This window comes from Chryseobacterium kimseyorum, from assembly GCF_025971945.1.
GTDB classification, from domain to species: domain Bacteria; phylum Bacteroidota; class Bacteroidia; order Flavobacteriales; family Weeksellaceae; genus Chryseobacterium; species Chryseobacterium kimseyorum.
Genome location: NZ_JAPDHW010000003.1, coordinates 277,408 through 290,559, shown reverse-complemented (window position 1 = coordinate 290,559; position 13,152 = coordinate 277,408). Strand labels below are relative to the sequence as shown.

Genomic DNA, 13,152 nt, shown 5'->3' with positions numbered 1-13,152 from the left:
AAAGCTATGAACAAGACACTCTCAATAGGACTCGCAGGTTTTTCTTTCACAATAGAAGAACACGCATATATAAAGCTCAGCGATTATCTTAACGCATTGAGAAGCTCATTAGAAGCTTCTGAAGCAGACGAGGTAATGCACGACATAGAAATCAGAATGGTTGAAATCTTCAGAGATACTTTAGGAAAACGTGAAGTAATCAATGATGGTGATGTAGAAAGAGTAATCGCTCAAATCGGTTCTCCGGAAAAAATCGAAGAACAGGAAGAAGCTTATTATTCTGAGAAAAATACAAATTCAAACAGAAATAATTTTTCCGGAACAACTCAGACAGATAAAAGACAGCTCTTCCGTGATCCTGAAAGACAAAAAATCGCAGGAGTATGCGCAGGTTTAGCTCATTACGTAGGAATGGATATTACAGCAATGAGAGCTATTTGGTTAGGAATTTTCGTTCTTGGAATTTTCACAGCAGCTATTTCTTCCACATTGATCGGGCTACTGTACATTATTCTTTGGATTGTATTACCAAAAGCAGAAACTGCAGCAGATTTTTTGAAAATGAAAGGTAAACCAATGAATTTCGATAATCTAAAGAGTGAATCTAACAAGCTGGTACAGTTTGCTAATGAATCTACACAGAGAGTTGGTGAAATCTATATCGAAAACAAACCTCATATCAACAGCGCAGGAAGCGGACTTTGGAACGTAATCCGTTATGTTCTAGGAGGATTATTCGCCCTGATATCATTTGGATGTCTGATTGGTGTATTCGTAGTTTTCGGTTTCATGGGGAACGACAGCTTCCCACCAATTAATGAAATGGATTTCTACTTCGATGGCGACGGAATGAAGTACATCATTATGATTATGATTGTTTTAGGAAGTTTAATTCCTGCACTTCTATTCGGACTGTTGAGCATGAAATTGATTTCACCTAAGACAAAACTGAGAAATACAGGTTGGGTAATCGGAGCTCTGATTCTCTCTTTAATTGCCGTTTCTATCTACTTCGGAATCAGCATGGCAAAAAGAGATATGTTCTTTAAAGGTCACAAAGAAGATACCGAAGAGATTGCGATCCCAACAGAATCTGACAGTATTTATGTTGACATCAAGCAAATTACAATCCCTCAGAACTTCATTGGTTACGACGATGATATTTATTCAGATAAAATCTCTGTTTACGAGAAAGACTGGGTACATGTAGAAGTTACAAGAAAAGAGAATATTACTACACCTTATCTAATCATTAAAAAAGATGCGAAGGGTTACAATGTTCCGCTTAATGCAAGCGTACCTGTAGAAATCGTTGGTAATAAAGTGATTCTTCCGAATTACATTAAATATCCTTACGATCACCGATTCAGAGATTACAGCATTGATTACGAATTGGTCGTTCCTCAGAATACAGTGGTTATTCCTTTAAAGAAAGATGGGATCGATTTTGACGGAGACACAGACGGAAACGGTATCAATGATGACGATGAAGATAACAACGATGAGAACGGAAATATTTCAATTGAGAAAAACAAAATCTCCATCAACGGTTCAACTATCGAATACAGTGATAACGACAAAGACAGCGTAATCATCAACGGCAAGAAGTATCAAAAAAATGAAGCCAAAAAGATTATGGATACGATGAAGATGAATATCGATAAAATGAAAGACGTAGACATCAAAATCAAAGACGGTAAAAAGGAATTTTCTATCAAAACCAAATAATTAAACTTGAGAGAGTGGCGGAAGGTGTGGATGAATAGCAACAGTTTGAAACCCACACTCTTCTACTCTCAATAAAATCACAAAAATTTTCCTTAATTAGTGGTTTATATGCCAAAATAGTCTTATATTCGTAAAAAATTTAACCAACAAAAAAACATCAAATCATGGTACAAGTCGTTTTAGAAATTGCAGTAAAAATCGCAGATTTAATCAGCCGATTATTTTAAGAGCCATAATATTTCAATATATTTGTAGAGTATAACCATTGTTTGGTTATACTTTTTTGTTTTAAAATTAAATTCATGAAAAAGCTGGTAGGCAAATTACTTTTAAAAATGCTGGGTTGGAAAGTCGTTTTACAAGGCGATGTCAACAGTCTCAACCGTTGTATTCTGGTTGTAGCTCCTCACACCCACAACATGGAATATCTGTTGGGAAACCTCGCTTATTGGACTTTAGGAAAACCTTTAAAAATCATTATTAAAGATGCTCATACCAAAGCCTGGTACGGTTCTGTCGTGAGAGGTTTGGGAGGAATTGGTATTGACAGAAGTCAGAAAAATGATTTGATCAATTTTGTGGCGAATGAATTTAAGAAAGACGATTTCAGCTTGGTTATCACTCCTGAAGGTACCAGAAGCTGGGTTCCAAAATGGAGAAAAGGTTTTTATCACATGGCTTTGGCAGCAAAAGTTCCTATCGTTTTAGCAGCCGGAGATTTTAAAAGAAACATCGTTTACCTCGGTTACACTATTCCATATGAAAGAATTGCATCTGCCTCTTTTCTTGAAATCATGGAAGAAATTCAGAATTATTATATCAAATACGACATCGGCCCGAAAATTCCTTCAAACTGGAATCCTAATATTATTGGGGATGAAGTTAAGAGCTAGACGATAGATTCAAAATTACCAATTACTCAATACTTAGACAAACATGTATACAGAAGGCAAAACAAAAGAAGAAATACTAGAATTTATCAACAGTTGGGGTGAAGAAACGTTTGCAAAAACCCTCAATATCCAATTCATTGATATTGACCTGGAAAACGAAACATTAACGGCAACAATGCCTGTTTCACCGAAAATTCATCAGCCTTTCGGAATAATGCATGGTGGAGCAAGTTGTGTATTGGCAGAGACCATGGGTTCGAGCCTGTCAAATATCTTCATTGACGGAAGCAAATATTTTGGAGTAGGAACCAACATCAATTCCAATCATTTAAGAAGCAAAAAAGACGGCACAGTAACTGCAGTGGCAAGATTTATAAGAAAAGGAAAAACAATGCACGTTTCTGAAATCGAAATTCGGGATGAAAAAGGCCAGCTGATCAATCATACAACGATGACGAATAATATTATAAATAAGTAATACGTTAAATAAAAATGTAGAGACTCAAAATTTTTTGAGTCTTTTTTTTATACCTGCTGCAACCTTTTGAGTTTTCTGTATCTTAATAAATGATATCCAAATCTCGCCATCAATATATTAACGGATAAATTCAGACCTTTTCTTAGATTTGCAGTCAGCAAAAGTAAATAAGATGTAGTTTTTATTGCCTGACAACAAAGTTTTAAATCTTTATTGCTGAACATTATCAATCGTCTTCGCTGAATAATTTATCCTTAAAAAACAGCTCATTTGATTTTGACATTTTTAAGACTAATAATACCTTTGCAGAACGAAAACTCACTCTAGGAATTTCCTATATTATATCCAAATAAAAGTTTTCATTAAGCCCTCTATTTATGATCTACTTCAAATTTCCCTTTGACGAAAAACTTTATTCTACCGATGAAAATTCAGATAACAAAGCAGTTGTCTTCAAGTCTTTTGACCAGACTGAAAGTGTTGATTTTAAAGGAGGTATTTTTGAAGTTGAAAATATTGCAGAGAGATTTTCAGGCAAACTATTACCTAAAGATGAATCTAATTTCACAGCAGAAACTCATGATGAATATTTAGAAAAACTTCAGGAGGTTATTGAGGTGATCAAAGAAAATCAACTTCCGAAACTTGTTCTGTCGCGCAGAAAAATTTTCAAAGACTTTAATGACATCAACATTGAAGAAAGTTTTAAAAATCTTTGCAGGGCTTATCCCAATGCATTCCGGTATATTTTTACACAGGGCGAAAAGTCCTGGATTGGGGCTTTTTCCGAAGTTTTAGGTAAGTTCAATAAAACAACTCACGAGTTTGAAACAATGAGCTTAGCGGGAACAATTCCTGTGTCTGAGAGCTGGACTGATAAGGAAATTAAGGAACAGAAACCTGTATCCTCCTACATCAGAAATGTACTGGCAAAATTCAACGCAAATTCTGAAATGCAGGAATCTGAAACGTATGATCATATATCGGGTAATATCAAGCATTTGCGAACAGATTTTAAGCTGAAAATAAATCCTGAAGATCTTGATTTAATCATTGAAGAACTTCATCCCACTCCGGCTGTGTGCGGTATACCAAAAGATTTTTGTCGGGAAAAAATTAAACAGTTTGAAAAATTTCCGAGAGAATTGTATGCTGGATTTATCAGAATTGAAACCGATAATTTTATACAGTATTTTGTCAATTTGCGATGCGCAAAACTGTATAAAGATTCAGTGCATCTTTTTGTCGGCGGCGGAATTACTGCTCAAAGTAATCCAGAAAAAGAATGGAGAGAAACTGAATTGAAATCAGAGGCAGTCTTAAAAAATTTGTCATTCTCGAATTAACTGTACTATTTCTAATAGTCATACAAGTAAGATTCTAAAGTGACGTGGATGAATTGAGTAAACTACCCACATAAATCAACAAACTCATGAGTTTATAAATAAATTATATAAATAAATTTTAAATGAAAAATCCTCTTTCAGTCTTGAAAGAGGATTATATTTTTTATGTCAGAAATGACTATTTTTTCACTCCGATTTTACTCCATGTGTTCATAATGAAGAGTAAGAAAAGCCCTACTACACCACAGATAATAGAAATTGCATATTTCATATTGTCTTCTGATGAAATTTCAGAATGCCAGTCGATCGCATAAATATTAATTGCGATAATAACGATAAATACGATTAAAAATACTTTATAAAACTTCTGCATGACTTAAAAATTAATATAGTTCTGCACCAACTGTGCAAAGTTTGCGGTAAATAATTTAATTGAAATCGCTAACAGGATAATCCCGAAAACTTTCTGTAAAATCGACAAAGTCGCTTCTCCCATTTTCTTCTCTAACCAAGGAGCTGATTTCAGCACCAAATATACGAAAATTGTATTGAGAATGATCCCCAGAATGATATTGATATCATGAAATTCTGCACGTAGCGATAAGGTTGTCGTCAGAGTTCCCGCACCGGCAACCAGTGGAAAGGCAATAGGAACAATTGATGCCGCCTTGGCTTCAGTAGTTTTATTAATTTCAATTCCCAAGATCATTTCCAGTGCAATGATGAAAATAACAACAGCACCGGCAATCGCAAATGAATTGACGTCTACGCCAATGAATTTCAGAATTTTGTTTCCTACAAAAAGAAAAACAATCATAATCAATCCCGCAGTTATTGAAGCTCTTTTCGCTTCAATCTGTCCGAATTTCTGCTTTAGACTCACGATAATGGGAATAGATCCGATGATATCAATCACCGCAAAAAGTACCATAAAACACGTCATTGTTTCTTTGAGAGAAAAATCCTGAAGAACTTCCATTTATTCAATAATTATTAATTTCGCAAAATTATGAATAAAAAATGATTATTTACTAATCTGAGAATACAAATTGATAATATCTTTCAGCAAATCTCCAATTCCATCTTCTGACTTTACGGGTGTGTATTTTTCTATCTGAATTCTTTGAGAAAGATTTCTGTATTCCTCAGCAACAGAACTTCCTTTGTAGCTTTCAAGAAACTGTCTGAAATCCTCTTTAGAACTTTGGAAATATTGGTTTCTCACTTCGGAGTCCAACTCATCAACTGTTACAAAAAACTGATCGAAATTATGGCTGTCTTTTAAATTTTCAAGATATGTGAAATAATCACCAACATCTGTTTTCAGACTTTCACGTATTTCTCTTTCAGTTTCGGCCACTGAACCCAGGTCTTTGGGAGCTGTTTTTTCTTTAAATATATTGCGTTTTTTTTGCCAATTTTTGAACAACAGATAAGCGATAAACAATCCGAAAAGAATTCCAATGTTGATCAGTAGAATTCCCCAGTTGAATCTGCTTTTTTCTTTTACTTTTAAGGTTGTTGTTTTTAATACCGGACTGTTGACGGTTTCCAGTAAAGTATTGGTATATTCATTTACTTTCTCCACCGTAGTACGCGCCTCCAATACCTGATCATGCGAAAACGCCATTAGGCTCAGATTTTCCTGACCGAGATTGACATATTCTTTTTCTGAAGGATTAAAGAATGCAAATTCTTCAGTTTTCACATTAAGCTGACCCGCTTTATTCGGAATTAAAACATAATTGGCTAAAATATACCCCTTCATTCCGTCGAGTCCGGTAATTACTTTGGAGGTAATCTTTGGGGCAAAAATCTCGTAATCTGGTGAACTTTCAATTTTCGGCAGCTGCATATCAGCCAGGTTACCTTCACCTGAAACTTTCAAAACAACATTGACCGGTTTTTTAGCCTCAATTTTCTCTGTCGATTCGTGATAAACATCTACTTTGAAGTTTCCGACTGCATTTTTAAAGCTTTCTGGCGAACCTTCAGGAAGTTTTTTCACATTCAGCTTCACTTTATTAGAAACGATTCTGTTTTTGTGAGCATATGAATTTACCGAAGCGGAAACTGACGGCACCTCAACATATCCTGATTCATTCGGAAATACTATAAACATCGCCAAAATCTGCGACGGCATATTTCCAATACCAGAAGGGTCGATTTCAGATTTACGAAAGTTCACAGGATGCACATTGATATTATCCTGCTCAGGAAGATGAATGTTTTTTACTTTACGAAGGTTGTCTATATTTCTGGAATAGACTCTTAATACTGCAACTGTAGGCTGATCCTGGTATACTTCTCTATCTTCAATTTCCATGTTGAGAAAGACATCATGATCAGTATTTTTTGCGATGGGCTTTTTCTCAACATCACGGATGAAGATATCGAAAGGCTCAGTCTTATAGATTTTATTATTGACAGTAACCAAAACAGAGCCGATTCTAATTTTACCTTTCTGCTTAGGTTCAAGTGCAATTTTTGTGATATACTGCTCTACAGCAATATTGGTTTCCGGATCTCTGACACCCTGGTTAAATGATCCGTTTCCAATGATGTTAAATTTAGATAAATCAGGAAGCTGAATTTTACTCTGCTGTACCAAATTATCACCATTTAATTCTAGCGTAATGATGAGATTCACCACTTCCTTACCGTTGTAATCACTTTTATCAGGTTTCATGGTTAGTTCCACCTGTCCGTAAGCAATTACGGAGACAAAAGTCAACAGTATGTAAAATAATTTTTGCTTCATCACCAATCTTTCTCGTTGCTTTGTGGCATCGAATAAGAATTTTTGTTTAAAATTCTTCTGGCGGTTTCTTTTTCTTTTTCGCTTACTTTATTCAATATAGCGTTTTCAAGATCTTTAGGCATTTTGCCCTGGTTATTTTTATCTTTCTCAGGCTGATCACCTTCAGGACTTTTACCTTCATTGTTTTTGCCCTGTCCCTGATCCTGTTTAGGATCACCATTTTTGTCTTTATTTTTCTGCTGATCGTCGCCCCCGCCGCCTTTACCGGATTTGCTCTCCTGATCTTTCTTCTGCTGATTTTGTTTTTCCTTCAATTTTGCAATCTCAAAATTCTTTCTGGTAGCTTCATTATAAGGATCCTGCTTCAGCGATTGTTTATAAAAATCAGCTGCTTTTTCAGGCTGATTCATCTGCATATAGGTATTTCCCAAGTTGTGCAAAGCCGCCGCTTTATCTGGAATGGTCTGCGAAAGACTCTGTGCTTTATCAAACTCCGCTTTTGCCTCCTCGTATTTTTTGCTTTTATATAAAGCATTTCCTAAATTGTAATGTGCAGTAAATTCCTTTTCATTAGATTTTACAGCTTCCATGTACCTTGATGATGCGCCATCGTAATCTTTACCATTAAATTTCTGATTGCCTTCATACACTAAAGTTTTATAGTTTTTCTGCCCAAACAATGTGCTTGAGAAAGAAAAAACAATCATCAACGATAAAAATAAAATTTTAGTATTCATCACTTGCAAAATTATTCCTTTATATGTTAAGAAACAGTTCTTTAATTGTTAAAGTTGGGTTAAAGTATTTATTTGACTGAGATTGTAATAATCGTTCATTATATGTTAAAATCTCTTTTAGGATTAAATAAAAAAATGATCAGAAAAAAGAATATAGAAACTGCCAAGAAATACTGATAATAATGATTGGCATTTTGTGACTTTACAATACTTGCAGTGGATGATGCTTTTTTGTTCAGAGCTTCTATAATTCTGTCCGGCGCTTCGTTGATATTGTTTCCGTCGATGTACGTTCCGCCAGTAGATTCAGCCATTTTATGAAGTGCTTCAGTCTGTCTTTTTGAAATGACAGTCTGACCGTTCATATCACTTTTATAACCCATTAATTGTCCAAATTCATACTCCGGAACGGGTGCTCCCTCATCAGAACCTATTCCGACTGAAGTTACTATAATTCCTTCACTGTTGGCTAGTTTGATGGCGGCATTGTCATTTCCCTCATTATCTTCACCGTCACTCAGCAAAACAATTTTTCTTGAACCTTTATTAATGTTTTTAAATTTGTCAACAGCTGTTTCCATCGCTTTCAGGAAATCTGTTCCTTGAATTTTTATTGAGTTGGTTTCAACGCCGTTTATATAAGTTTCTGCAGAATTGTAATCTGTAGTCAGAGGCATTATGGATGTTGCCTGCCCAGCGAAAATGATCATTCCCACTTTATCATTTCTCAGTTTTTGCATTGTCTGAACCACAAGATTTTTAGCTTCAACCAAACGGTTTGGCTCAATGTCTTCTGCATTCATAGAATTAGAAACATCCAGCATAAAAATCACATTATTGAATTTCTGATTGGTGGTCACTTCCTCAGAACCGCTCAGCAGATCAATAATCGAGAAAATTAAAAATAAGGTCGCTACAAAATATAAGACCGGAAAAACTTTAATAAATCCGGATTTTTTTTCGAATAAAGCTTCCTGAAAACGGCTTTCTGCAAACAGATCTCTGCTCTTCTTTTTCCATCTTAAATATCGGATGAGAAAAAATGACAAGACCGGCAAAAGCAGCAATAGTAATAAGTACCAATAATTTCCTAAATACAATTCCATCAGCTTAAAAATTTATATAATACCCATCTCAGTAACGCATCAAAAAACAACATTCCTAAAGCAACCCAAAGGAAAATCTTAAAATATTCTTCATAATTGTAAAGCTTAGAAATTTTCACATCAGATTTTTCGAGCTGATTAATTTCACTGTAAACTTCTTCCAGACTGCTGTTTGATGTCGCACGGAAATATTTTCCTCCGGTCTCCTGAGCAATTTCTCTTAAAACAGGTTCATCAATCTGCACCTGTGTCTCCGTAAAAATCAGATCTCCAAAAGGATCAACCGCTGTTGGCATCAATGCAATGCCGTTTGTTCCTACCCCGATTGAGTACACTTTAATATCATTATTTCGAGCTAGTTCTGCTGCGACCTGTGGAGGAATTGCGTTTTCAACATTATTCACACCATCAGTCATCAGAATAATGATTTTACTTTTAGCCTTGCTTGTTCTTAAGTGGTTAACTGCAACGGAAAGTCCCTCTCCGATCGCGGTTCCCGGATACAGTTCGGCAGTGTTTAAATTTTTAAATTCATCAACGACCACCTGGTGATCTGACGTTACAGGAACCTTGGTAAAAGCTTCGGAAGCGTAAGTAACTACACCAATCCTATCATTCGGACGTTTTTCGACAAATTGAATGGCGATTTCCTTCAAAGCCGTCAGCCGGTCTGGTGAAAGATCTTTAGACAACATACTGAGAGAAACATCGACTGCAAACATAATATCAACACCCTTGGTCTCATCTCGATCCTGAGAGATGGTGAAAGTTCTCGGTCTTGCCATTGCAACGAAAAGGCAGGAAAGAATAATGTATTTCGATATTTTAAGTAAAAACAGAACTGGCAGAATACCATTGCTGCTGTTCATATTCTGAACCGTAGGAACTTTGATCCCTTTCAGTTTTTTTCTGCTGAAATCTCTGATTAATAACGGAATAAACAGGACAAACAAAAATAAAAACAAAGGACTGTAAAACTCGAAATTAAACATCTTTTCTCAGGTTTTCAAATTCTATATCCTTTGATGATCTTTTCACAAAGTCAGTAATTTCGTTAAAATCTTTTTCCATCGTCTGCTGGTCAGGGAATGTTTTAGCAAATTTCACCAGATCGCCTCTGAAAAACACATCTTCAATAATTTTTTCGTTATCCTGCGAAATGGTATTGTTTTCTTTCATCAGATGAACCAGATCATCGGTCAGTAGAACGTCAGCAGGAATTCTGTACTGTTTCGCAATAAATTTTCTTGAAATATCGATCAGTTCTACATAAAATGAACGGTAATTTCCTTCTTCAATATATTTTTTCTTTTTTAAAGAATCCAATTCTTTCAACGTCTGATTGGTCGCAACAACCGGAGAATCTTTTGATTTTCTGCCATATCTCACAAACATGATGATCGCAATAATTACAGCAATCAACGCCAAGAAGGCTAAAACGTACCATTTATAAAGCTGCCAATAATCTGTAACATCAAGTTTGACGTCTTTATTATTCATTATATCATTGATGACATCATCTTTTTGAGCAGTATTCACTACTTCAATTTCGTAAGGAATTGTTTTTAAGATTTTGTCTCCAACTTTAAACTCCAGTTCAGGAATGGTATAAGTTCCTTCTTCAAAAACAGAAAATTCGATATTTCTATGATAAGAATTTGACTGAACTCCAATGCTGTCTTTTATTTCTTCAAAATGAAATGGAAGCAACCCGTCTTTTGCAGCCGCTTTCACTTCCTGATTATTCAGATTATCAATTTTTACGGTAAAGCGATTGACTTCACCAAGAGCCAGAGTTTTCTTTTCAAGATTCGAGGAAAGTATCTGTGAAAAAGCATTTGCACAGATGAAAAATGATAAGAGTAATACTAATTTTTTCAATTTTAATTGATCAGTTTTTGGCAAGAGCCAAATTTATTTTTAAAATCTAAATTTATTTTTTCTGAAAATATTGATACAGCAACTTTGAGTAATCGTCGCTGGTATTGATATTCATAAAGCTTGCCGAACTGTTGGCAAAATCTTCTTCCAGAGCTCTTAATTTTTGCTTCTGAGCTTCTGCAAAAGTATATCTCCATCTCGCATTAGATGTATTCACCCATATTTCTTTACCGGTTTCGGCATCATGAAAAAGCGTATATCCAACATCAGGAATTTCATTATCTTTTTCGTCGAAAATTCTCATACCCAAAAGCTGATGTTTTTTTGATGCAACGCGAAGCATCTTAGAATCATAATCATCTCCAAAATCTGAAAGCAAGAACACCAGAGATTTTCGTTTGAAAATTCCCATCATGTACTCTAAAGCCTTATCAATTTTAGAAACTGCAGGTACGTAATCTGCAGTAAGAATGTTACTGATTATTGACAGAATATGCTTTCTTCCCTTTTGCGGCGGAATTACTTTATACACTTTATCAGCAAATAAAATTAATCCCACTTTATCATTATTCCCGGCTGCAGAAAAACCTAAACTGGCAGCAATTTCTGCAACATATTCTCTTTTCAGCTGGGTTTTTGTTCCGTAATCCATTGACGCAGAAATATCAACTAAAATCATCATCGTCAGTTCGCGCTCCTCCTCCATCACTTTCACGAATGGTTCTCGGAAACGGGCAGTTTTATTCCAGTCGATTCTACGGATTTCATCACCAAACTGATAAGGGCGAACTTCAGAAAACGTCATTCCCTGCCCCTTAAAAGCACTGTGATACTGTCCCATCAAAGAAGCTTCCGTCTTCTTACGAGTACGGATTTCTATTTGCTTTACCTTTTTTACAATGTCTTTTATCTGCATAGTTTCAAATGTAACAATGTATCAGTTTATTAATATAACAATCTCAAAATTGCTAAACTAATACATTGGTAAATTGTTACATTACTTAAGGCGCCTGTATTTTAGCTAAAATTCTATTCACAATTTCCTCAGACGTAATTTCTTCGGCTTCCGCCTCAAAAGTCAATCCGATTCTGTGTCTTAACACATCTTTTGCCAGTTCTTTTACATCTTCAGGAATTACAAATGCCCTTCCTTTTAGAAATGCATACGCTCTAGAAGCGATGGCCAGATTAATCGACGCTCTTGGCGAAGCTCCGAAACTGATGTAATTTTTCAGTTCAGAAAGTCCATATCTATCAGGAAAACGGGTCGCGAAGACCATATCAAGAATATATTTCTCAATTTTTTCATCCAAATAAATTTGGTTGACAATTGATTTTGCTTCAACAATATTTTGTAAAGAAATCACAGGTTTTACATCGTACTGATGAGATGTAGAAACCATTCTCATTACTTTTCTTTCATCCTCAAATTCCGGATAATCGATCGTACATTTCAGCATAAAACGGTCGCTCTGTGCTTCAGGCAAAAGATAGGTTCCTTCCTGATCAATTGGGTTTTGCGTTGCCAATACCAAAAACGGTTTTGGAAGATGCATGGTTTCATCCCCAATGGTCACCTGCTTTTCCTGCATTACCTCTAAAAGTGCGGACTGCACTTTCGCCGGAGCTCTGTTGATCTCATCTGCAAGTACAAAGTTGGCGAAAACAGGACCTCTTTTGATAGAAAAATCATTTTCTTTAATATTGTAAATCATCGTTCCAACAACATCTGCAGGAAGTAGATCGGGTGTAAACTGAATTCTGGAGAAATCACCATGAACAGCTTCTGCTAAGGTTTTTATCGCCAATGTTTTTGCCAACCCGGGAACTCCTTCCAGCAAAACGTGACCATTACCCAAAAGACCAACCAAAAGTCGGTCTATCATATATTCCTGTCCGATAATTACTTTGTTGATTTCCTGTCTCAAAAGTGAAAAGAAATAATTCTGTTCTCTTACTTTTTCTGTAAGCTGACGAATGTCTTCTGCTTGATATGAATCTGACATAGTTTAAATTAAAATAATTGGTAAATTTCTAATAAATACTTGCATTAATCAACACAATGAATGCCATTTTTGAGTTAAAATTTGTTAAATATTCCAGCCGCTCTGGCAGATTCGGAATCACATAAATCATTAATTGCATTTCTTTTAATTCTAAAATCATAAAAAATACATAAATTTTGCTCTAAACCCCTACTCAAAAATTGTCATTTTCAGTTT

13 protein-coding genes are annotated in these 13,152 nt (G+C 35.3%); 4 read left to right on the top strand and 9 right to left on the bottom strand.

The features are described 5' to 3' along the window. The first annotated feature begins 6 nt into the window (after positions 1–6). The 4 genes from OMO38_RS06330 (at position 7) to OMO38_RS06315 (ending at position 4,445) form a co-directional block, all read left to right on the top strand. A complete protein-coding gene (locus OMO38_RS06330) occupies positions 7–1,728 on the top strand; it encodes a PspC domain-containing protein (protein WP_264749363.1) in 1,722 nt (573 codons plus the stop codon). A gap of 302 nt (positions 1,729–2,030) precedes the next feature. Next, complete coding sequence (locus tag OMO38_RS06325) at positions 2,031–2,621, top strand: 1-acyl-sn-glycerol-3-phosphate acyltransferase (RefSeq protein ID WP_264749362.1); 591 nt, start codon at positions 2,031–2,033, stop codon at positions 2,619–2,621. A 43-nt stretch (positions 2,622–2,664) separates the two neighbouring features. Further along, positions 2,665–3,099, top strand: coding sequence for a PaaI family thioesterase (locus OMO38_RS06320; protein ID WP_264749361.1), 435 nt, complete (start codon positions 2,665–2,667; stop codon positions 3,097–3,099). 377 nt (positions 3,100–3,476) lie between these two features. Beyond that, entirely contained in the window at positions 3,477–4,445 is a 969-nt protein-coding gene (locus tag OMO38_RS06315; RefSeq protein WP_264749360.1) for a chorismate-binding protein, read from the top strand. A gap of 178 nt (positions 4,446–4,623) precedes the next feature. Here the strand turns inward: OMO38_RS06315 and OMO38_RS06310 are convergent, their stop codons facing one another. The 9 genes from OMO38_RS06310 to OMO38_RS06270 form a co-directional block, all read right to left on the bottom strand. Then, positions 4,624–4,818 (bottom strand): hypothetical protein, encoded by a 195-nt coding sequence (locus tag OMO38_RS06310; protein ID WP_264749359.1) that lies wholly within the window; start codon positions 4,816–4,818, stop codon positions 4,624–4,626. Between the two features lie 3 nt (positions 4,819–4,821). Then, entirely contained in the window at positions 4,822–5,424 is a 603-nt protein-coding gene (locus tag OMO38_RS06305) for a MarC family protein (protein ID WP_264749358.1), read from the bottom strand. Positions 5,425–5,469: 45 nt separating this feature from the next. Next, positions 5,470–7,206, bottom strand: coding sequence for a BatD family protein (locus OMO38_RS06300; RefSeq protein WP_264749357.1), 1,737 nt, complete (start codon positions 7,204–7,206; stop codon positions 5,470–5,472). Beyond that, complete coding sequence (locus OMO38_RS06295) at positions 7,206–7,943, bottom strand: tetratricopeptide repeat protein (RefSeq protein ID WP_264749356.1); 738 nt, start codon at positions 7,941–7,943, stop codon at positions 7,206–7,208. The genes OMO38_RS06300 and OMO38_RS06295 overlap by 1 nt, the downstream gene beginning before the upstream one ends. A gap of 98 nt (positions 7,944–8,041) precedes the next feature. Then, positions 8,042–9,049: a vWA domain-containing protein gene (locus OMO38_RS06290; RefSeq protein WP_264749355.1), complete on the bottom strand. Its 1,008-nt coding sequence runs from the start codon at positions 9,047–9,049 to the stop codon at positions 8,042–8,044. After that, positions 9,049–10,041, bottom strand: a complete 993-nt coding sequence (locus OMO38_RS06285) for a VWA domain-containing protein (protein WP_264749354.1) — start codon at positions 10,039–10,041, stop codon at positions 9,049–9,051. The genes OMO38_RS06290 and OMO38_RS06285 overlap by 1 nt, the downstream gene beginning before the upstream one ends. Then, positions 10,034–10,930 (bottom strand): BatD family protein, encoded by an 897-nt coding sequence (locus OMO38_RS06280; protein ID WP_264749353.1) that lies wholly within the window; start codon positions 10,928–10,930, stop codon positions 10,034–10,036. Before OMO38_RS06280 ends, OMO38_RS06285 begins: the two co-directional genes overlap by 8 nt. 52 nt (positions 10,931–10,982) lie before the next feature. Next, positions 10,983–11,846, bottom strand: coding sequence for a DUF58 domain-containing protein (locus OMO38_RS06275; RefSeq protein ID WP_264749352.1), 864 nt, complete (start codon positions 11,844–11,846; stop codon positions 10,983–10,985). Positions 11,847–11,931: 85 nt separating this feature from the next. Beyond that, entirely contained in the window at positions 11,932–12,936 is a 1,005-nt protein-coding gene (locus OMO38_RS06270; protein WP_229984174.1) for an AAA family ATPase, read from the bottom strand. Between the last annotated feature and the right edge of the window lie 216 nt (positions 12,937–13,152).

Bases quoted from the DNA above. Each gene is read 5' to 3' on its own strand.
- OMO38_RS06325 (WP_264749362.1), top strand. From the start codon at position 2,031: ATGAAAAAGCTGGTAGGCAAATTACTTTTAAAAATGCTGGGTTGGAAA.
- OMO38_RS06300 (WP_264749357.1), bottom strand. From the start codon at position 7,206: ATGAAGCAAAAATTATTTTACATACTGTTGACTTTTGTCTCCGTAATT.
- OMO38_RS06285 (WP_264749354.1), bottom strand. From the start codon at position 10,041: ATGTTTAATTTCGAGTTTTACAGTCCTTTGTTTTTATTTTTGTTTGTC.
- OMO38_RS06275 (WP_264749352.1), bottom strand. From the start codon at position 11,846: ATGCAGATAAAAGACATTGTAAAAAAGGTAAAGCAAATAGAAATCCGT.
- OMO38_RS06295 (WP_264749356.1), bottom strand. From the start codon at position 7,943: ATGAATACTAAAATTTTATTTTTATCGTTGATGATTGTTTTTTCTTTC.
- OMO38_RS06310 (WP_264749359.1), bottom strand. From the start codon at position 4,818: ATGCAGAAGTTTTATAAAGTATTTTTAATCGTATTTATCGTTATTATC.
- OMO38_RS06305 (WP_264749358.1), bottom strand. From the start codon at position 5,424: ATGGAAGTTCTTCAGGATTTTTCTCTCAAAGAAACAATGACGTGTTTT.
- OMO38_RS06315 (WP_264749360.1), top strand. From the start codon at position 3,477: ATGATCTACTTCAAATTTCCCTTTGACGAAAAACTTTATTCTACCGAT.
- OMO38_RS06330 (WP_264749363.1), top strand. From the start codon at position 7: ATGAACAAGACACTCTCAATAGGACTCGCAGGTTTTTCTTTCACAATA.
- OMO38_RS06290 (WP_264749355.1), bottom strand. From the start codon at position 9,049: ATGGAATTGTATTTAGGAAATTATTGGTACTTATTACTATTGCTGCTT.
- OMO38_RS06270 (WP_229984174.1), bottom strand. From the start codon at position 12,936: ATGTCAGATTCATATCAAGCAGAAGACATTCGTCAGCTTACAGAAAAA.
- OMO38_RS06320 (WP_264749361.1), top strand. From the start codon at position 2,665: ATGTATACAGAAGGCAAAACAAAAGAAGAAATACTAGAATTTATCAAC.